General features: G+C 70.8%; 16 protein-coding genes and 1 pseudogene. 2 read left to right on the top strand and 15 right to left on the bottom strand.

From position 1 onward, the window contains the following. Positions 1 to 12: 12 nt before the first annotated feature. The 7 genes from EOINJALH_RS13245 to EOINJALH_RS13215 form a co-directional block, all read right to left on the bottom strand. Entirely contained in the window at positions 13 to 771 is a 759-nt protein-coding gene (locus tag EOINJALH_RS13245; RefSeq protein ID WP_088280832.1) for a YoaK family protein, read from the bottom strand. A 150-nt stretch (positions 772 to 921) separates the two neighbouring features. After that, positions 922 to 1,338, bottom strand: a complete 417-nt coding sequence (locus tag EOINJALH_RS13240) for a GFA family protein (RefSeq protein WP_088280831.1) — start codon at positions 1,336 to 1,338, stop codon at positions 922 to 924. A gap of 387 nt (positions 1,339 to 1,725) precedes the next feature. After that, complete coding sequence (locus EOINJALH_RS13235) at positions 1,726 to 3,555, bottom strand: nitric oxide reductase activation protein NorD (RefSeq protein ID WP_088280830.1); 1,830 nt, start codon at positions 3,553 to 3,555, stop codon at positions 1,726 to 1,728. Continuing rightward, on the bottom strand, positions 3,555 to 4,562 hold the full coding sequence (locus tag EOINJALH_RS13230; RefSeq protein ID WP_088280845.1) for a 4Fe-4S binding protein: 1,008 nt from the start codon (positions 4,560 to 4,562) through the stop codon (positions 3,555 to 3,557). Before EOINJALH_RS13230 ends, EOINJALH_RS13235 begins: the two co-directional genes overlap by 1 nt. A 133-nt stretch (positions 4,563 to 4,695) precedes the next feature. Then, positions 4,696 to 5,508 (bottom strand): CbbQ/NirQ/NorQ/GpvN family protein, encoded by an 813-nt coding sequence (locus EOINJALH_RS13225; protein ID WP_088280829.1) that lies wholly within the window; start codon positions 5,506 to 5,508, stop codon positions 4,696 to 4,698. Positions 5,509 to 5,521: 13 nt separating this feature from the next. Further along, positions 5,522 to 6,958 (bottom strand): cbb3-type cytochrome c oxidase subunit I, encoded by a 1,437-nt coding sequence (locus EOINJALH_RS13220; protein WP_088280828.1) that lies wholly within the window; start codon positions 6,956 to 6,958, stop codon positions 5,522 to 5,524. A 10-nt stretch (positions 6,959 to 6,968) separates the two neighbouring features. Beyond that, complete coding sequence (locus EOINJALH_RS13215) at positions 6,969 to 7,406, bottom strand: cytochrome c (protein ID WP_088280827.1); 438 nt, start codon at positions 7,404 to 7,406, stop codon at positions 6,969 to 6,971. A gap of 263 nt (positions 7,407 to 7,669) precedes the next feature. Between EOINJALH_RS13215 and EOINJALH_RS13210 the strand changes: the two genes are divergently transcribed. Beyond that, entirely contained in the window at positions 7,670 to 7,969 is a 300-nt protein-coding gene (locus EOINJALH_RS13210) for a flagellar basal body protein (RefSeq protein ID WP_088280826.1), read from the top strand. Between the two features lie 72 nt (positions 7,970 to 8,041). Here EOINJALH_RS13210 and EOINJALH_RS13205 read toward each other — a convergent pair whose 3' ends face one another. From EOINJALH_RS13205 to EOINJALH_RS13175, 8 genes and pseudogenes are all read right to left on the bottom strand, one after another. Continuing rightward, positions 8,042 to 9,664 carry a cytochrome D1 domain-containing protein gene (locus EOINJALH_RS13205; RefSeq protein ID WP_088280844.1) on the bottom strand — a complete coding sequence of 541 codons (1,623 nt, stop codon included), beginning with the start codon at positions 9,662 to 9,664 and terminating at the stop codon, positions 8,042 to 8,044. Between the two features lie 59 nt (positions 9,665 to 9,723). After that, positions 9,724 to 10,974, bottom strand: a complete 1,251-nt coding sequence (nirJ, locus tag EOINJALH_RS13200; RefSeq protein ID WP_088280825.1) for a heme d1 biosynthesis radical SAM protein NirJ — start codon at positions 10,972 to 10,974, stop codon at positions 9,724 to 9,726. Between the two features lie 3 nt (positions 10,975 to 10,977). Further along, on the bottom strand, positions 10,978 to 11,460 hold the full coding sequence (locus EOINJALH_RS32180; protein ID WP_199873368.1) for an Lrp/AsnC family transcriptional regulator: 483 nt from the start codon (positions 11,458 to 11,460) through the stop codon (positions 10,978 to 10,980). A gap of 174 nt (positions 11,461 to 11,634) precedes the next feature. Then, positions 11,635 to 12,021: pseudogene (locus EOINJALH_RS33495) on the bottom strand (Lrp/AsnC family transcriptional regulator); the annotation flags it as partial. A 13-nt stretch (positions 12,022 to 12,034) separates the two neighbouring features. Beyond that, positions 12,035 to 13,057 carry an Lrp/AsnC family transcriptional regulator gene (locus EOINJALH_RS13190; RefSeq protein ID WP_310732306.1) on the bottom strand — a complete coding sequence of 341 codons (1,023 nt, stop codon included), beginning with the start codon at positions 13,055 to 13,057 and terminating at the stop codon, positions 12,035 to 12,037. Between the two features lie 7 nt (positions 13,058 to 13,064). Beyond that, positions 13,065 to 14,252: a cytochrome D1 domain-containing protein gene (locus EOINJALH_RS13185; protein ID WP_088280823.1), complete on the bottom strand. Its 1,188-nt coding sequence runs from the start codon at positions 14,250 to 14,252 to the stop codon at positions 13,065 to 13,067. Next, a complete protein-coding gene (locus EOINJALH_RS13180) occupies positions 14,249 to 14,614 on the bottom strand; it encodes a cytochrome c (protein ID WP_088280842.1) in 366 nt (121 codons plus the stop codon). Before EOINJALH_RS13180 ends, EOINJALH_RS13185 begins: the two co-directional genes overlap by 4 nt. A gap of 25 nt (positions 14,615 to 14,639) precedes the next feature. Further along, on the bottom strand, positions 14,640 to 16,370 hold the full coding sequence (locus tag EOINJALH_RS13175) for a nitrite reductase (RefSeq protein ID WP_088280822.1): 1,731 nt from the start codon (positions 16,368 to 16,370) through the stop codon (positions 14,640 to 14,642). A gap of 149 nt (positions 16,371 to 16,519) precedes the next feature. Between EOINJALH_RS13175 and cobA the strand changes: the two genes are divergently transcribed. After that, positions 16,520 to 17,359, top strand: coding sequence for a uroporphyrinogen-III C-methyltransferase (gene cobA / locus EOINJALH_RS13170; protein WP_088280821.1), 840 nt, complete (start codon positions 16,520 to 16,522; stop codon positions 17,357 to 17,359). Positions 17,360 to 17,608: the final 249 nt, after the last annotated feature.

Genomic DNA, 17,608 nt, shown 5'->3' with positions numbered 1-17,608 from the left:
CCGGCAGACGGGTCAGTGGTCGTTGCGCCCGAGGTAGTCCTTGACATCGTCCGCGGCCGGCACACCGGCCATGAGCACCAGGATTACCGCCAGCGGGATGGTCGTCGCATAGCCGATGCGCTGGAATCCGATCGCGCCGAGCACGCCCCCCAGCGCGAAGGCGAACACCAGCAGGGACAACACCAGCAGTCGGTCCCTGTCGGCCATGACACGCAGGGACGGGTCTTCCTGGATCCGGTTCCAGTACACCAGCTTGCCCAGTTCGATGCCGATGTCGGTCACCAGGCCGGTGATGTGCGTGGTGCGGATCTCCGAGCGGGACACCTTGGTGATGACCGCGTTCTGCAGCCCCATGATGAAGCACAGGAGCACCACCGTGCCCGGGACGAACAGGCCGTGCATCGTGGCGAGCCGGGCCCCGATGACGCCAAAGAGCAGCAACAGTGCCGCTTCGAGCAGCAGCGGCAGCGCAAACTGGCTCTTGAGCTGGCGTCGGCGGGCATAGTTGACCAGCACCGCCGACGTGGCGGCCCCGGCGACGAAGGAGATCACGCCGCCGAGGGCGCTGGCCGCCAGCGGGAAGTCGCCGAGCACCAGCGAGTCGGCCATCGACGACACCATGCCGGTCATGTGCGAGGTGTACTGCTTGACGGCCAGGAAGGCACCGGCGTTGGTCGCCCCGGCGATGAAGGCCAGCGCCCAGCCGAGGTGTCGGTTGCCCCCGCGGGTGCGGTCTTTGCCGGTCAGGCGGCGGCCATAGTCGATGGGCATCGTGCATTTTCGCTCCCGGCGTGTCGCGCCCGGCATTTCGGAGGCCTGGCGCTCACCGGGCCAGCCGACGCCGGCGTGCCCCGCCATACGGCGCAGGGGCTGGACGCGCGCCGCGGGCCCCGCCGGTCGAGGCGCGCGCCCAACGCCTGGTCAGGCCACGGTTCCGCTGCCAGGCGATGAGAACTGCTCGACCACCTGCTGCTCGGTGAGCATGGGGGTCTCGTTGGCGAACGCGTAGTAGTCGGGCTTGTTGTCGATGTAGATCTGCGACGCGAGTGCGAAATCGGTCGAGTCGAACAGGCCCGCTGGAACGAAGTACTCGCCGGTGGCCAGGAGCTTGTAGTACAGGTGGGTTCCGCAGGTGCGGCAGAAGGCGCGCTCCGCCCACTGCGACGACGCATAGACGGTGATGTGCTCGCGGCCCTGGAACTGGACCTCGGGACCGCAGTGGACCGCCAGCAGCGGCCCGCCGCCCCATCGGCGGCAGAAGCCGCAATGACAGGCGCCGATCTCGCGGGCGTCGGGCGACGCGAGGGTGACGGCGCCGCACAGGCAATGTCCATTCATGGGTTCATCCTCTCGAGTCGACGAAGGGGCGATCCCGAGCCGACTCACCCCTCGGGGGCCGAGGGCCGGCAGGCCCGTGGCGGACGGTGCATGCCGTCGGCCAGGGGACGCTCTCGAGACCGTGGAGCGCAGTGGCCCCGCGGCCTTGGTCTCGCCTGCCGCATCGGCGGTGCACGCCGGTGCTCAGCGCGGGGGCCCTGCGCCACCGACGGCGCCAAGCCGATGCGGAGCGCCGCCGGCCACGGCAGCATAGCGGGGTCCCGCGCGGCGGTCACGTCCCGGCAACGGGCGGGCGCCTCGGCTTGCCGCAGCCTCGGGCAGATCCGAGCGTGCCCGCTGCCGCGCACCGTACCGGCCGGCGTGCCCGCCCTGGCCAGAGCCGGCCGCTCACCCCCGCGCCAAGGTCGCGTGGATCCGCGCCAACCTCAACGGCAGTTCCCGCGGCCGCTGCACCCGCGCATGGCCCTGGGTGCCGAAGAGCCAGGGCAGGTAGTCCTGTGCGTGCTCGTCGATGGTCACGCAGAAGGGCACCAGCCCGGCGGAGCGGGCTTCGGCGACGGCGTGGCGGGTGTCTTCCAGTCCGTAACGGCCTTCGTACACATCCAGGTCGTTGGGCTTGCCGTCGGTCAGCAGCAGCAGCAGGCGCTGGCGCTCGGGCCGGGCGGACAGGCGCGCGGTGGCCCAGCGGATGGCCGCGCCCATGCGCGTGTAGTAGCCCGGGCGGATGGCGCCGACGCGCTGGCGGGCGATGGCGCCCCAGGGCTCGTCGAAGCCCTTCAGGTGCTGGATGCGCACCTGCTCGCGCCGCACCGAGCTGAAGCCCAGCATCTCGAACGCGTCGCCGCTGGCGGACAGGGCCTCGCCGAAGACGTGCATCGCATCGCGGATGACGTCGATGACGCGGCACTCGTTGTCCACGTGCGCGTCGGTGGACAGCGACAGGTCGGCCAGCAGCAGCGTGGCCAGGCTGCGGTCCTGCCGCACGCGGCGGGCATGCACCGCGGGCGACGCGCTGCGCGGCACGCCGCCCACGCTGTCGCTGGCGTGGCGCACCCAGGCGTCCAGGTCCAACGCCTCGCCCTCGTCCTGCGCGTGGGCCCAGCGCGGCTCGGCGCGCAGCACCTCCAGCCGGCGGCGCACCTGGCGCGCGGTGCGGCGCAGCGCGGCGTCGGGTTGCCAGGCGGGGCCGGGTCGGGCCACCATCGGCTGCACACGGCAGTGCGCGGGCCGCAGGGCCTGGATGCGCCAGTCCCACTCGGGCAACTGGGCCGACGGGCCCAGCGGCAGGTCGTCGGCGGCGGCGCTGGGCAGGTCCAGGTCGAAGCGCACGCGCGACGCACAGGTCTCGCCGTCGGGCGTGATGGCCAGGTGCTCCATGTCGTTGGCGGCGGTGAGCGCATGGCCGTCGTCGCTGTCGTCGGTGGCGCGGTTCACGCGCACCAGCTCCGACCAGGTCTGCAGCGATTCGGCGCGGAAGAACATCATCAGCGGCGCACGCTCGATCTCGTGGGTGCTGCGCTGCGCCTTGCGGCGGGTGGCGTCGCTGACCGACGGCTGCCGGCTGGCGTCGCGGGCCCCGCGCAGCACGCGCGCGGCTTCGGCCGCGGCCACCATGGCCGGTGAGGCTTCCAGCCACAGCCACACCGGGGCCACCTGCGCCGGCAGCACGGCCAGGCCTGTGGGCGCCTCGCCGCGCAGCGCGGCCTGCACCGCGGCTTCGGCGTGCGCGGCCTCGCCGCGCAGCGACGTGGGCGCGGGCCGCTGAGCCAGGTGCGCCTGCACCAGCGCGGCGTGGCGGCTGCGCAGGCCGGCAAAGCGCTGCAGCGCGCGTGCGGTGGCGGCATGGTTGCCGGCGATCCAGTCGGCCTGGCCCGAGTGGCTGGCAGCCAGCGCGGCCAGCCACAGGTACAGGTCGCGGTTGAGTTCGCGCTGCGCGAACACCGCCAGCCGCGGCGGCAGCGACAGCACCTCGGGCTCGAGGCGGCCGCGGGCCTCGCGCTGGCCGCTTCCGGCCAGCTTCTGCAGCCAGCCGCGCGGGCCGCCGGCGGCGCTGTCGCCCACCGCCGCCACGCGCACGGCCGGCGCGCCACCGGCGGCGCGGAACAGCAGGCCGATGGCGCGCTGCACCTCGGGCAGTTCCACCGCCGCATCGGCGTGCGACCGATCGGCCGCGCGCGTGACGGCGCGGTGCCACCAGTGGCCCACCCACTCTTCCATCAGCGGTGCTCCTCGCGCTTCTGGCGCAGCGTCTCGCGCACCGCGTCCAGGCCCACCTTCCATTCGAGCACCGGAGTGCGCTGCTGCGCGCCCTGCGACGCATCGCAGGCCTGCAGGCACTGGCCGCACTGCACGCACGAGAACATCATGCGCTTGATGTTGCGCGGGTTCAGGCGCATGGGGCAGGCGTGGTCGCAGGCGGAGCCGCGTGGGGCCGGGCGCAGGGCCGCCCCAAGCCCGGCGCTCCCCTCGGGGGACGACCGCCGAAGGCGGTCAAGGGGCTCGGTTCCACATGTTTTGCACTCTTTGGCGCGGTCGCGCGAGAACGACACGACCATGCCCTTGGGGTTGGCCATCCAGGCCAGGCTCTGGAACAGTCCTACCGCGCAACCAAAGCGGCAGAACAGGTGCCGCGCGAAGGCGAATTCCAGCGTGAAGACGGCCCAGGCGATGAGCAGGAAGCGCGTCTGGTTGGGCGTCATCGTGCCGGTGACCAGGCCGCCCCAGATCTCTCGCGGGGGCAGCAGGTAGGTGACCAGCGTGATGCTCCAGGCAAAGCCCAGGATCAGGCACGACAGCGCGAACACCGGCCACCAGCGCTTTTGCGGCGTGATGCCGGGCAGGCGCGTGGGGCTGCGGTCCCACAGGCTCAGCTTGCCGATGGCCCGGTGCAGCAGGCCATTGAGCAGCTCCACCGCCGAAAAGTGCGGGCACAGCCAGCCGCAGTACAGCCGCCCCCAGCGCCAGGCCACGGCCAGGAAGCCGACGACCAGCACCAGCGCCGGCAACAGGCCGCGCAGCACCATGGCCAGCGCCGTCTCGGCCGCGGTGGCCTGGCCGGCGCGGAAGGCGTCGATGCCCAGCGTCCAGCGCTGGCCGGCCACCCACAGCTGGGCCTCATGCAGGTCGAAGCGCAACAAGTCCATCGCCGGCGCGACCAAAAAGAACAGGAAGAACGCCGCCTGGAACCAGCGCCGGCGGCGCTGAAGGCGGTCGGTGTCGGTCATCGCCACCGCGGCCGGTGGTGGGGCCGAGGGTGTGGCGGACGACGTCGCCCAGGCCGCCCGCGGCGGCGGGGGCGGCGCGGCACAGGCCGGTGCCGGCACGATCACCGGGCGCGGCGCGCAGCCGGTGGAGGTGTCAGTGGCCATCGCCGAACACGGCGCGCACGACCTCGTCGAGCGCGGCGGCGGTGTCGGCATCGTCGGTGAGCGCATCGACGATGGCCGCGCGGCAGGCGCTGCGCGGGGAGCAGCCGGCCGCCACCAGGCGGGCGGCCATCACCAGCAGGCGGGTGCTGGCGGTCTCTTCCAGATCCTGCTCGGTGAGCCGGCGCAGGGCCTGCGCCAGCTGCACCAGCTGCGCCGCCAGCGCAGGGGTGGCGCCGGCCTCGGCGACGAGGATCTCGCGCTCCACCGCGGCCGTGGGGTAGCCGAAGTTCAGCGCCACGAAGCGCTGGCGCGTGCTGGGCTTCAGGCCCTTCAGCAGGTTCTGGTAGCCGGGGTTGTACGAGATCACCAGCATGAATCCGGGCGCGGCGTGCAGCAGCTCGCCGGTGCGCTCGATCGGCAGCACGCGCCGGTCGTCGGCCAGCGGGTGCAGCACGACGATGGTGTCCTTGCGCGCCTCCACCACCTCGTCCAGGTAGCAGATGGCGCCGGTGCGCACGGCACGTGTGAGCGGGCCGTCGCACCAGGCGGTGTCGCCATCGCGGATGAGGTGGCGGCCCACCAGGTCGGCCGCGCTCAGGTCGTCGTGGCAGCTCACGGTGACGAGCGGCCGGCCCAGGCGTGCGGCCATGTGCTCGACGAAGCGCGTCTTGCCGCAGCCGGTGGGCCCCTTGATGAGCAGCGGCAGGTGCTGGGCGGCGGCATGCTCGAACAGCACGCATTCGTCGCCCTGCGCGGCATAGAAGGGCAGCTCGCTGAGCTGCCGGGCGCTGGTCATTTCCATGGGGCGCCCCGCCTCAGCCCTGCGTGGCCGGCCGGCCGATGGTGCCGCCGGCGGCGGCGACACGCTCCTCGGCGCCTTCGCCGATGAAGAAGCTCGCCAGGTAGGTAACCAGGCCGGCCAGGAACATCACGCCACCGGCCAGCCGCACCCAGTAGAAGAACATCAGCTGGTCCTGCGTGGCCATGAAGCCCATCGCACCGGTGGTGGGCAGGCGTTGCAGCCACACCTGCAGCACGCCGGCCCCGGTGAGCGCCAGCACCATCACCGCCATGCCGATGCTCATGATCCAGAAGCTCCACATCTCCACCGCCTGCGCGCGCTTGGAGTTCGCCTCGCGGCCGCGCAGCATGGGCATGCTGTAGCTGATCATCGTGATGACCACCAGCACGTAGGCGCCGTAGAAGGCCAGGTGGCCGTGCGCGGCGGTGACCTGCGTGCCGTGGGTGTAGTAGTTGACGGCGCTCAGCGTGTGGGCGAAGCCCCACAGGCCCGCGCCCAGGAAGCCCAGCACCGAGGTGCCAACCGCCCACAGCACCGCCGCCTGGTTGGGGTGCTCGCGCTTGCGACGCTGCACCATGTTGAAGGCGAACACCGTCAGCATGAAGAAGGGGATGGGTTCCAGCGCCGAGAAGATGCTGCCGATCCACAGCCAGTAGCCGGGCAGACCGATGAAGTAGTAGTGGTGGCCGGTGCCCAGGATGCCGGTGATGAGCGCCATGGCGACGATCACGTACATCCACTTGTCGATCACTTCACGGTCCACTCCGGTGGTCTTGATCAGCACGAAGGCCAGCAGCGACGCGAGGATCAGCTCCCACACGCCTTCGACCCACAGGTGCACCACCCACCACCAGGCCATCTTGTCCTTGACCAGGTTGCTGGGGTTGTAGAACGCGAACAGGAACAGCAGCGCCAGCCCGGTGAGGCCCATCAGCAGCACCAGCGTGATGCTGGTCTTGCGGCCCTTCAGCACTGTCATCACGATGTTGAGCAGGAAGCCCAGCGCGACGATCACGATGCCCACCTTGGTGGGCAGCGGCTGCTCGAGGAACTCTCGTCCCATCGTCTGCAGCAGTTCATTGCCGGTGAGCTCGGCCAGCTTGGCGTAGGGCACCACCAGGTAGCCGACGATCGTCAGCGCGCCGGCCACCAGGAAGATCCAGAACAGCGCGATGGCCAGCTTGGGGCTCCACAGCTCGGTCTCGGCCTCTTCGGGCACCAGGTAGTAGGCCGAGCCCATGAAGCCGAACAGCAGCCACACGATCAGCAGGTTGCTGTGCACCATCCGCGCCTGGTTGAACGGGATGTACGGGAACAGGAAGTCGCCGATCACGTACTGCAGCCCCAGCACGAGGCCGAAGGTGATCTGTCCGACGAAGAGCGCGAGGGCGGCGATGAAATAGAGCTTCGCGACCGACTGCGACTTGTACTTCAGGGTGAATGCTTGCATGGCTTTCTCCTCAGCCCTCGATGTTCGGCGGCCACTTTTCAGTGTTGATGCCGTTGGTCCACTTGAGGAACTCGACCATGTCGTCGAGCTGCTGCTCGGTCAGGTTGAATTGCGGCATCTGGCGGCGACCCGGGGTGTTGGTGGGCTGCGCCTTGATCCAGGCCTTGATGAAGTCGGGGCCGCGGCGCTGGTACACGTTGCCCAGCTCGGGCGCAAAGTAAGCGCCCTCGCCCAGGATGGTGTGGCAGCCGATGCAGTTGCGCGTCTCCCAGATCGTCTTGCCGCGCTCGACGGCCGGCGTCAACGCGGCCTGGTTGGACCGCTTGGGGATCTGCCCGCTGCTGTGGGTGACCAGCGCGATGAAGACCAGCACGAAGAACAACGTGCCACCGTAGAAGATGTTGCGGGCCGCCTGCTTGGTGAACCCGCTCGAAACGCCTGCGCTCATTGCCGGCCTCCTTGTGCTTGATTGCCAGGGGGGAAGCCTACGGATTCAGTCGGACTTGTTCCTTGAACCGGTTCAAGAATCCGGACGACACCGCGCAACCGAGCCTTGGCGGCGGCGGATCACCGTGCCGGCGGCAGGGGGACATCGCGCTGTCGGCCCTGTGCCGTGAAATCCTCGCGCGAAGGTGGCAGGCCGCGCACCGGCCAGGCGTGCGCAGGCGCGCGGCGCGGGCTAAGCTGGCGCGTCACCCGCCCCGACCGACCATGAACGCCACCGCCTCGATCGCCCTGTCCGGCCTGTCTGCTGCGCAGCACCAGATGCAGTCGTCGGCGCACAACGTGGCCAACCTGGCCACCGACGGCTTTCGCCGCCAGCAGGTGGTGCAGAGCGCCGCGCCCGGCGGCGGCGTGACCACGTCGCTGGCCCAGGCCGACATCACCGGGCCATCGCTCGAGACCGACATGGTCGGACTGTTGCAGGGCAAGAACGCGTTCCTCGCCAACCTGGCAGTGTTCCGCGCCAGCGACGCCACCACCGGCGCGCTGCTCAAGGCCGTGGCCTGACGCAGGCGCGGCAGGGGTGCCGGGGCACCCGGCGCGCCGCGGCAGCCGGACCACCGGCCCCGGCCCGATCACTCAGTGCGACGTGCCTTCCGACCGCGTGATCTTGTTCCAGACGTTGTACTTGCCCACCGGCTTGCTCATCGGCAGGCGCTTCACCTCCTTGAAGGTGGCGGCGTCGTAGACGATCAGCGCGCCGTCCATCTCCCACAGGCTGGCCAGCGCGTAGCGGCCGTCCTTGGTGAACTCGATGTGGGCCAGCGTCTTGCCGGGCTCGCGCACCTGGGCCACCACCTGCAGCGTGCGCTTGTCGATGATGGTGAGCGTGTCCTTGGCCGTGGGGCTCATCATCGAATCGGTCCACGCATAGGGCGTGGCCTCGTGGCTGCGCAGGAAGAAGCCGGGGCCGGGCACCGGCACGCTGCGCAGCGGCTTCCAGGTGCGCATGTCGATGACGTCGATGGCGCCGCCCTTGAGGTTGGGCGAGGCCAGCACGGTGGTGCCGTTCCACGCGAAGGTGATGCCCGAGCCCAGGTGCGGCATGCCGGCGATCGGCAGTTCGGCGATCTTGCGGCGGATGTCGAGGTTGACCACCTGGGCGGTGGGCACGGCGGCGGCTGGCGCCGAGGCACCCTTCGGTCCGGCTTCGGCAGCAGGCTTTGGCCGCGTCGCCCCCAGCACATGGCGGTACGACTGGTCGAAGAAGAAGTCATCCAGCGGCTCGTTGAGCACGGTGCGGCGCACGCCGAAGGTGCCGGGCTTGGCGATGGCCTCGCCCATGCGGTAGTCGTGCACGAGGCCGTCGAAGATGGGCTCCGCCTTGGGGTCGTACGAGATCTCCCACAGTTCGGGGATGTCCTTCAGCGCGACGACGAAGCTCTTGCGCGGCGCGGCGTCGTAGACGGCCGACACGCGCGACGTGGCCTTGCCGTCGAGCGTGGCCGCGGCGATGGTCTTGACCAGCGAAAGCTCGGCGTCGAACAGCGCCACCGTGTGCGGCAGGTAGTTGGCCGCCATCACCCAGCGGCCGTCGCCGCTGACGGCCACGTTGCGCATGTTCAGGCCGGCGCGCACCTCGGCCACCACGGTGAGGTTCCAGAGGTCGACCTTGGTGATCCAGCCGTCGCGCGAACCGAAGAAAACATAGCGCCCATCCGGCGTGAACTTCGGCCCGCCGTGCAGCGCATAGCGGCTGGCGAAGCGGTGGATGCGCTCGAAGCGGTCGCCGTCGACCAGCGAGACATGGTGGTCGCCGCCCTCGACGACGACGAACAGGTTCATCGGGTCGGCCGACCAAAGCGGCTTGGCCGGCAAGGACGCCGCATCGGCGCGGGCGGTGCGCGAGGCGCGGATGTCGTCGTCCGTCCAGCGCGGCGCCGGCTGCACCGGCGTGTAGATGTGCTGCACCAGCGCGGCGATCTCGTCGGCCGACAACGCGTCCTTGAAGCCGGGCATCTGCGTGGCGGTGCGGCCGGCGGCGATGGTCCTGGCGGCGTCGGGGCGGCGCAGGCGTTCCAGGCTCTCGGGCAGCAGCGCCGGCCCCATCAGGCCGGTGCGCTGCGGGCCGTGGCAGGCGGCGCAGTGCTGGCGGTACAGCCCGGCGCCGTCGGGCGCGGCGGCAGTGGCCGGGGCCGACGCGGCGGGGACATGGGCTGCCGCGGCGGGCGCCTGCGCGAACACGGCGCCCGTCAGCGACATCAGCAACGCGGCGCCGAGCGCCAGCGCCCGTGCCGCGGCACGGCAGACTGTGGCGATGGTCATGACGCCACCTCGTCGGCCGGCACGATGGCGATGCGGCGCCTGCCGGCGAACGGCGTCAGCGCCACGCGCGGGCCGCTGCCGCTGACGCCGATCTCGTCGTCGTCGAGGTAGCAGCCGGGGTCTTCGGCCCAGGGGTTGCCGGTGACCTGCTCGGCGCGCACACGGGTGTTGCCGCCGCACAGCGCCAGGTGCCGGCATGCGGCGCAGCGGCCCTGCACCGGCCGCGGCCGGCGCTTCAGCCCCGCCAGCAGCGGGTCGGACAGGTCGGACCACAGCACCGAGAACGGCCGCTCGCGCACATTGCCCAGCGTGTGGTGCCACCACATGGTGTCGGGGTGCACGTGGCCCAGGTTGTCGATGTTGGCCACGTGCACACCCGAGGCATTGCCGCCCCAGGCCACCAGGTGCTCGCGCAGCCGGCCGGCGAAGCGAGCGGCCAGCGCCGGCTCGCGACGCGCCAGCCAATGCAGCAGCCAGGGGCCGTCGGCATCGTTGTTGCCGGTGACGTAGGTCTCGTCGCGGCCTTCGCGGGCGGCGGCCCAGGCGCGGTCGAACAGCATGTCCAGCGCGTCGCGCGTGGCGGCGAACTGCGCGTCGCGGGCGCGGTGGATGTTGCCTCGGCCGGCGTAGTTGAGGTGGCTGAAGTAGAACTTGTCGACCTGCTCGTCGCGCATCAGCTGCAGCAGCGCGGGCAGGTCGTGCGCGTTCATCGCGGTCATCGTGAAGCGCAGGCCGGTCTTGACGCCGCGCTCGCGCAGCAGGCGAACCGCCGCCAGGCTGGCGTCGAAGGCGCCGTCCAGCCGACGGAAGCGGTCGTGCGTGGCGCGCAGGCCGTCCAGGCTGATGCCCACGTAGTCGAAGCCGGCGGCGGCCACGCGGTCGGCCATCGGCGCATCGATCAACGTGCCGTTGGTCGACAGGCCCACGTAGAAGCGCAGGGCCTTGGCCCGCGCGGCGATGTCGAACAGGTCGGCGCGCATCAGCGGCTCGCCGCCCGACAGGATGAGCACCGGCACGCGGAACGCCTTCAGGTCGTCCATCACCGTGAAGACCTCGCCGGTGGCGAGCTCGCCCTCGTAGTCGTGGTCGGCCGACAGCGCGTAGCAGTGCGCACAGGTGAGGTTGCAGCGGCGGATGAGGTTCCAGATGACCACCGGGCCGGGGGGCTGCGCGTCGCGTGCCGGCGGCATGTCGCCGTCGCGCTCGGCGCGCGCCAGGAGTTGCATGTATTGGGAAACGCGGAACATCAGTCAATCTCCTCGGAGGCGCAGGCCGGTCTTCTTCAGGATGGCGCTCGAGTACAGGATCTCGTGCGCATGGCAGGCCTCGCCCAGCAGCGCCGCGATCTCCTCGGTCTGGGCCTGCACGGCCTCGCGGCCGCGGCCATGAACCATCGCGAACAGGTTGTAGCGCCACCCGGGCAGGCGGCGCGGACGGCGGTAGCAGTGGCTGACGCCGGGCAGCGCGCCGACGACGGCGCCCAGGTCGTCGACGCGGTCGTCGTCCACGTCCCACACCGTCATGCCGTTGGCGGTGAAGCCCAGGCGGTAATGGTTGGGCACGGCGCCGATGCGGCGCACCAGGCCCTCCTCGAGCATCTGCGCCAGGCGCTCGCGCACCTGCGTGCACGACACGCCCAGCACCGCACCGACGGCCTCATAGGGCCGCTCGACGAGCGGCAGGCCTCCCTGGGTGGCGGCGATCAGGGCGCGGTCGAAGTCACTGAGCGACATCGTGCTTCTCGAGAAAACGACGGGCCGCTCCCGTGCTTTCTCACCCCCTCTGGGGGCGGCCGGCGCATCGGGCCGGCCCGCGGGTCCGGCGAACTGCAGGCGCAGTTCGACGAAGTACTCGCGCTCCTTGGGGAAGGCCAGCACCGGGTTCCCCGTCTCGGCCTCGATGGCGGCGAGCACGGCGCCGGCCTCGTCGGCCTTCTCGGTGGCGACGACGAACCACATGTTCAAGCGGTGCTCGCGGCGGTAGTTGTGCGCCACCTCGGGCCGGGCGTTGACCCGCGCAGCCACCTCGTCGAAGCGCGCCTCGGGCACGGCCATCGCGGCCAGCACGAACAGGCCGCCGGCTCGCTCGATCTGGTACAGCGGCCCGAAGCGCGACAGCACACCCGAAGCCAGCAGGCCGTGCAGGCGCTCGATCAGCTCGTCTTCGCTGATGCCGAGCGTGGGCGCCAGCGCGGCGAACGGGTGGTCGACCAGCGGCAGGCCGCCGTGCAGGCGGTCGATCAACTGGGCGTCGCTGATCGGCGGGCGCGCCGCGCAGCACGCCCCCGGGTCCATCGCCACCGTGTCGTCAGACGAGGGCATCGCACACCTCCTGGGCCGGTGACCAGGCCACCGGCAACTCGCGGAAACGCCGCGCGCCGACCTGCTTGAAGCGGCGGCGGGAGAAGAGCACGGTGCGCGGGCGCTCGGCCAGGCCGCAGCGCGGGATGGCCGCGTCCAGCGCCTGGACCACGCTGCCGCGGTCGCGGCCGTGCACCATGCAGTACAGGTTGAACGGCCAGCCGGACGCTCTCTCCCGGCGATAGGCCAGGGTGACGCCGGGCTCGCCGGCCAGCGCGGCGCCGCAGGCGTCGACCTGATCGTCGGGCACGTCGAACACCGTCATCGCGTTGGCCGCGAAGCCGAGTTCGTGGTGCCGCACCACCGCACCGAAGCGGCGCAGCGTGCCCACCTCGAGCCAGCGGCCCAGGGTGGCGATGACGGCGTCGGGCGGCGTGGCCAGCGCGTCGGCCCAGGCGTCGAAGGGGCGCTCGACCAGCGGCAGGCCGGCCTCGACCAGCGCGGCCAGCGCGCGGTCGGCCTCGGCCACCTCGGGGGCGTGCAGCCGCGGCGCCGCCGAGGCGCGCGGCGCCGGCGCCACCGCGCCGCGCAGGTCGAAGCCCAGGTCGATGCGGTAGGCGCGCCGCATGCGCAGCCGCAGGGCGGGCAGGCCGGTGGCGGCCTCCAGGCCCTGCATCGCGTGCTCCACCGCCGCGGCGTCGCGGCCGGTCATCACGAACCACAGGTTGAGATCGTGCTCGCGCTCGTAGTTGTGGTTGACGCCGGGGTGCGCCGAGACGATGGCGGCCACCGCCTCCAGCCGATCGGCCGGCACGGCCATCGCCGACAGCAGCGCGGCGCCACCAGCACCGGCAGCGAACACGCCGCCGATGCGGCTGAGCGCGCCCGAGGCCCGCAAGCCGCAGTAGGCGTCGATGACCCGCGCGGGCGACACCGCCAGCGCCGCGCCGATGCGCGCGAATGGATCGCGCTGCAGCGGAAAGTGGTGCTGCCAGTCGTTCAGCAGCGCGAGCGAGAGATCGTCGGCCATGGACATCCTAAAAGCCGATGCGAGCGGCTCGCGAGGTGAAGAAGATGCCGCTGGGCGCGTCGATGTCCAGCGCGGCCAGCGTGGCGAAGTTCTGCGTGTCGATCACCGACACCCGGTTGGCATCGCGCGAGCTGATCCACACGGCCTCGCCGCGTGGCGTGAACTCCATGTGCAGCACGGCCTTGCCGGGCTCCAGCGTGCGCACGATCTGGCGCGTGGGCGTGTCGATGACCTGCACGCGGTGGTAGTCGGGCACCGCGAAGTTGACCCACACCTGGCGGCCGTCGGGCCGCGCGATCACGAACACCGGCTGGCCGGCGACGGGGATGCGCGCCACCTCGGCCCAGGTGGCCGTGTCGACCACCAACACCTCGTGCCGGCCGATGGCCGGCAGATAGGCGTGGCGCCCGGCCACCGCCCAGCCGCGCAGGTGCGGCATCTTGAAGACCGGCAGCGGCTGCTCGCCGCGGCCGTAGCCGCCGAGGATGCGGCGCGCCTGCGGCCGCTCGGCCCACAGGTCGACCATCGCCAGGCCATCCTCGCCGAACAGGCCGGCGATGTAGTGCCGGCCATCGGGCGTGACCAACGCGTCGTAAGGGTGCCGGCCGATGTCGGGCAGCTTGGTGAGCTTGGGAGACGCCGGCTCGGACAGGTCGGCGATCCAGATCGCGTGGCCGTCGAACAGGCTGAAGGCGAAGCGCCGGCCCGTCAGGTCGACCAGGCCGACGACGCGTGAGAGTTGGCCCGGCGCGTATTCCGCCGGGATGTCGGCCACCAGCGCCAGCGTGCGCGCGTCGAACACCTTGACGCCGCCGGGCGTGTAGTTCTGCGCCGCCACCAGGGTGCCGTCGGCCGAGATGGCGCCGCCGATCGAGTTGCCGGCCTGCATCACCCGGGCGTCGATGCGTCGCGTGAGCAGGTTCACCTTGCTCAGGCCCCCGTCGCGGCCGAAGACATAGGCGAAGGCACCGTCGCGCGAGAACACCACCGAGGCGTGCGACAGGTCGCCGAGGCCACCGATCTCGCCCAGCAGCGTGCGCGCACTGGTGTTGACCAGCGCCAGCGTGCCGCGGGCCCGCTCGATGACGACACCCAGGTCGCCGGTGCCCACCGGGGCCGGCGCGGTGGCACAGCCCGGCAGCCACGCCGCCGCGGGCGCGGCGGCCAGCAGCGACAGCAGGTCGCGGCGGTTCATGGACGGTCCTTTGGCGATTCTTCAGGGAAGCCCTGCTGCAGCAGCTGCGTGATCCACACCGCATCGGCCTCGCTGAGCATGGAACGCCAGCCCGGCATCGGTGTGCCGGGCCGGCCGTGGACGATGGTGGCCACCAGGCCCTCGAAGGGCTTGTCGGCCAGGGCCTGCGGCGTGAGCGCCGGCCCCAGGCCGCCGGTCAGGCGCATGCCGTGGCAGGCACCGCAGTCCTGCCGGACGACCCGCACCAGGGCGCGCTGCCGCTCGGCGTCCGGTTCGCCCTGGCCCGCGGCACCTGCCGCTGTCGGCAGCACCAGCGCGAGGACGCGCCACGTGCGTGCCAGCACGGCCCGTGCTGCACCCATCGTCGTCATGGCCGTGTCACCCCGGTCAGTAGACGTCGTGCTGGGTGTTGTAGACGTTGAAGTGCCCGGTGGGCGTGATCAGCTTCGGGTCCTTGATCACGGCCTTGAGCTTCAGCGTCTTGTCGTCGACGACGACCAGCGCGCTCTGCTTGTTCTTGGCGCTCCACACCGAGAACCACACCTCGTCGCCGGCCTTGTTGTACTCGGGCTGCACGACACGCTTGGCGCCGTCGTCCTTCAGGTCGGCCCATTCGGCGATCGGCAGCGTGACGTAGCCCTTGTCGAGGTTCTTGATGTCGAACACGACCACGCTCTGCGACACCTTCGGGTCGGGGTTCAGCGGCGAATCGGAGTACAGGTGCGTGCTCTTCGGGTGGCTCTTGATGAACAGCGCGCCGCCGCCGGGGCCCTTGAGCACGGCGACCTGCTTGAAGGCTTGCGCCTTGTGGCCCTTCGGGTCGGTGCCGATCAGCGAGATGGTCTCGTCGCCCAGGTGCCCGGTGGCCCAGACGGGGCCGAAGGTCGGGTGGATGAAGTTGGCGCCGCGGCCCGGGTGCGGGATCTTGCCCACGTCCACCAGCGCCGCCAGCTTGCCTTCCTTGGCGTCGATGACCGAGATCTTGTTGCTGTTGTTGGCGGCGACCATGAAGTAGCGCTTGGTCGAGTCCCAGCCGCCGTCGTGCAGGAAGGGGGCCGAGCCGATCTCGGTGACCTTCAGCGCGTCGAGGTTGGAGTAGTCCACCATCAGCGTCTTGCCGGTCTCCTTGACGTTGACCACGAACTCGGGCTTGAAGTGGCTGGCCACGATGGACGCCACGCGCGGCTCGGGGTGGTATTCCTGCGTGCCGACGACCATGCCGCGCGTGCTGACGATCTTCTTCGGCTCCAGCGTGTCGCCGTCCATGATCACGTACTGGGGCGGCCAGTAGGCGCCGGCGATGGCCAGCTTGTCGGTGAAATCACCTTCCTTGCCCTTGTACTTGCTGGTGTCCACCGAGCGCGCCTCGAGGCCGATGCGCACCTCGGCCACGTTGTCTGGCGTGGGCATCCACAGGTCGATCATGTTGATCTTGGCGTCACGGCCTATCACGAAAAGATAGCGACCCGAGGCCGAGGTGCGCGAGATGTGCACCGCGTAGCCGGTCTTGACGATGTTGATGATCTTCTTGGTGTCGCCGTCGATCAGTGCCACCTCGCCGGTGTCGCGCAGCGTGGTCGAGAAGATGTTCTCGATGTTGTAGTTGTTCATCTTCTTCGTCGGCCGCTGCGCCGGCGGGACGATGACCTTCCAGGTCTGCTTGATCTGCGCCATGCCGAACTCGGGCGGCACCGGGGCGTCGTGCTGGATGTAGCGGGCCATGACGTCGACGGTCTTCTCGTCCATCTCGCCCGAGGTCAGCCAGTTGGGCATGCCGGCCGGCGAGCCGTAGGCGATGAAGACCTTGAGGTAGTCGGTGCCCTTGCCCAGCGTGATGTCGGGCGTCAGCGGCTTGCCGGTGGCGCCCTTGCGCAGCACGCCGTGGCAGCCCGCGCAACGTTCGAAATAGGTCTTGCGGGCCAGGTCGAACTCGGCCTGCGTCATCGGCGGGGCCTTGGGGTTCGTGCTCTGGTACATCGCCTCGTTGCCCAGCGGCGAGCCGCCGGCCTGGTAGTTCATCTCGGCCGGAGTGACGGCTTTCTTGTCCTGCGCGGTGGCCGTGAGGGCCAGCCCGGCCAGCAGCAGGCCGGCGAGCAGGGACAGGTGAGGTTGGCTCATGGTGTGTAGCTCCTTCGTCGTTGAGGATGGTCTGTGTGCGAGCGTCGGCATGGTCCGCCCGGGCCGGCGGGTGCGTCCTTGAACTGGTTCAAGGACCGCGACGAGGGGCCTCGAAAGAATGGGCACCTCACAACGACGAGGTCTGCACCATGAGCCTGCTCAACGAACCGCTGCGCTTCGACGCCACGACGCTGCAGGCGGTGCACCGCCCGGCCAAGGTGACGCTGGTGGGCGCAGGGCCTGGTGACCCCGACCTGCTGACGGTGAAGGCCGCGCGCGCGCTACAGTCGGCCTCGCTGGTGCTGTACGACCAGCTGGTGGGGCCGGAGGTGCTGGCACTGGTGCCGGCCAGCGCAGACCGCGTCTACGTCGGCAAGGAGGCGGGCCACCATTCGATGCCGCAGGACGCGATCATCGACCTGATGCTGCGGCTCGCGAAGTCGGGCCGGCCGGTGCTGCGCCTGAAGGGCGGCGACCCCTACATCTTCGGCCGCGGCGGCGAAGAGGCGCAGGCCCTGGCCGAGGCCGGCATCCCCTTCGAGGTGGTGCCGGGCATCAGCGCCGCACAGGGCGCCGCCGCGATGGCCGGCATGCCGCTGACGCACCGCGACCACGCCTGCTCGCTGGTGCTGACCACCGGCCACCTGCGAGGCGAGGGCGATGCCCGCGGCGCCGACCTCGACTGGGAGCTGCTGGCGCGGCCGCGCCAGACGGTGGTGGTCTACATGGGCGTGGGCACCCTGCCGACGGTGTGCGCCAGGCTCGTCGAGCACGGCCTGCCGGCCGACACGCCGGCGGCGACCATCGAACGGGCGACGCGGCCCGACCAGCGCACCGTCGTCGGCACGCTGGCCACCCTGCCCTCGCTGGCGCGGCTGCACGGCGTGAAGCCGCCCGCGTTGATCATCATCGGCGGGGTGGTGTCGCTGCACGCCACGCTGTCGACCCAGGCCCAGGCGCTGGCAGCACGCAGCGCCGCCAAGGGCTGAGCCGCGCGGGACGACTGGCCTTGCGCCGCACCACGGCGCGGGGCAGATCCCCCAGCGCAAGTGCACCAAAGCACATAGCGGGCCAGATTCACCACACCCCGTTCAAGGCATTGCCAGCATTGGATTTTTCGTTACATTGCGCGAACGGGTGAAAAAAGGTCGCCCAAATCAATGGGGGACATGCCCCGTTGTTTTTGGGTCATTTCACACGACAATGAATTTTGAATTGACACCCATCAAGGGGTCGCG

Source organism: Ideonella sp. A 288, from assembly GCF_002198735.1.
Classification (GTDB): domain Bacteria; phylum Pseudomonadota; class Gammaproteobacteria; order Burkholderiales; family Burkholderiaceae_C; genus Pseudaquabacterium.
Note: the sequence above shows the minus strand (reverse complement) of the source record. Positions and strands in the feature narration are given on the sequence as shown.

Excerpts from the sequence above, each read along its gene's own strand:
- EOINJALH_RS13245 (WP_088280832.1), bottom strand. The coding sequence starts at position 771 with ATGCCCATCGACTATGGCCGCCGCCTGACCGGCAAAGACCGCACCCGC.
- EOINJALH_RS13240 (WP_088280831.1), bottom strand. The coding sequence starts at position 1,338 with ATGAATGGACATTGCCTGTGCGGCGCCGTCACCCTCGCGTCGCCCGAC.
- EOINJALH_RS13235 (WP_088280830.1), bottom strand. The coding sequence starts at position 3,555 with ATGGAAGAGTGGGTGGGCCACTGGTGGCACCGCGCCGTCACGCGCGCG.
- EOINJALH_RS13230 (WP_088280845.1), bottom strand. The coding sequence starts at position 4,562 with ATGACCGACACCGACCGCCTTCAGCGCCGCCGGCGCTGGTTCCAGGCG.
- EOINJALH_RS13225 (WP_088280829.1), bottom strand. The coding sequence starts at position 5,508 with ATGGAAATGACCAGCGCCCGGCAGCTCAGCGAGCTGCCCTTCTATGCC.
- EOINJALH_RS13220 (WP_088280828.1), bottom strand. The coding sequence starts at position 6,958 with ATGCAAGCATTCACCCTGAAGTACAAGTCGCAGTCGGTCGCGAAGCTC.
- EOINJALH_RS13215 (WP_088280827.1), bottom strand. The coding sequence starts at position 7,406 with ATGAGCGCAGGCGTTTCGAGCGGGTTCACCAAGCAGGCGGCCCGCAAC.
- EOINJALH_RS13210 (WP_088280826.1), top strand. The coding sequence starts at position 7,670 with ATGAACGCCACCGCCTCGATCGCCCTGTCCGGCCTGTCTGCTGCGCAG.
- EOINJALH_RS13205 (WP_088280844.1), bottom strand. The coding sequence starts at position 9,664 with ATGTCGCTGACGGGCGCCGTGTTCGCGCAGGCGCCCGCCGCGGCAGCC.
- nirJ (WP_088280825.1), bottom strand. The coding sequence starts at position 10,974 with ATGTTCCGCGTTTCCCAATACATGCAACTCCTGGCGCGCGCCGAGCGC.
- EOINJALH_RS32180 (WP_199873368.1), bottom strand. The coding sequence starts at position 11,460 with ATGTCGCTCAGTGACTTCGACCGCGCCCTGATCGCCGCCACCCAGGGA.
- EOINJALH_RS13190 (WP_310732306.1), bottom strand. The coding sequence starts at position 13,057 with ATGGCCGACGATCTCTCGCTCGCGCTGCTGAACGACTGGCAGCACCAC.
- EOINJALH_RS13185 (WP_088280823.1), bottom strand. The coding sequence starts at position 14,252 with ATGAACCGCCGCGACCTGCTGTCGCTGCTGGCCGCCGCGCCCGCGGCG.
- EOINJALH_RS13180 (WP_088280842.1), bottom strand. The coding sequence starts at position 14,614 with ATGGGTGCAGCACGGGCCGTGCTGGCACGCACGTGGCGCGTCCTCGCG.
- EOINJALH_RS13175 (WP_088280822.1), bottom strand. The coding sequence starts at position 16,370 with ATGAGCCAACCTCACCTGTCCCTGCTCGCCGGCCTGCTGCTGGCCGGG.
- cobA (WP_088280821.1), top strand. The coding sequence starts at position 16,520 with ATGAGCCTGCTCAACGAACCGCTGCGCTTCGACGCCACGACGCTGCAG.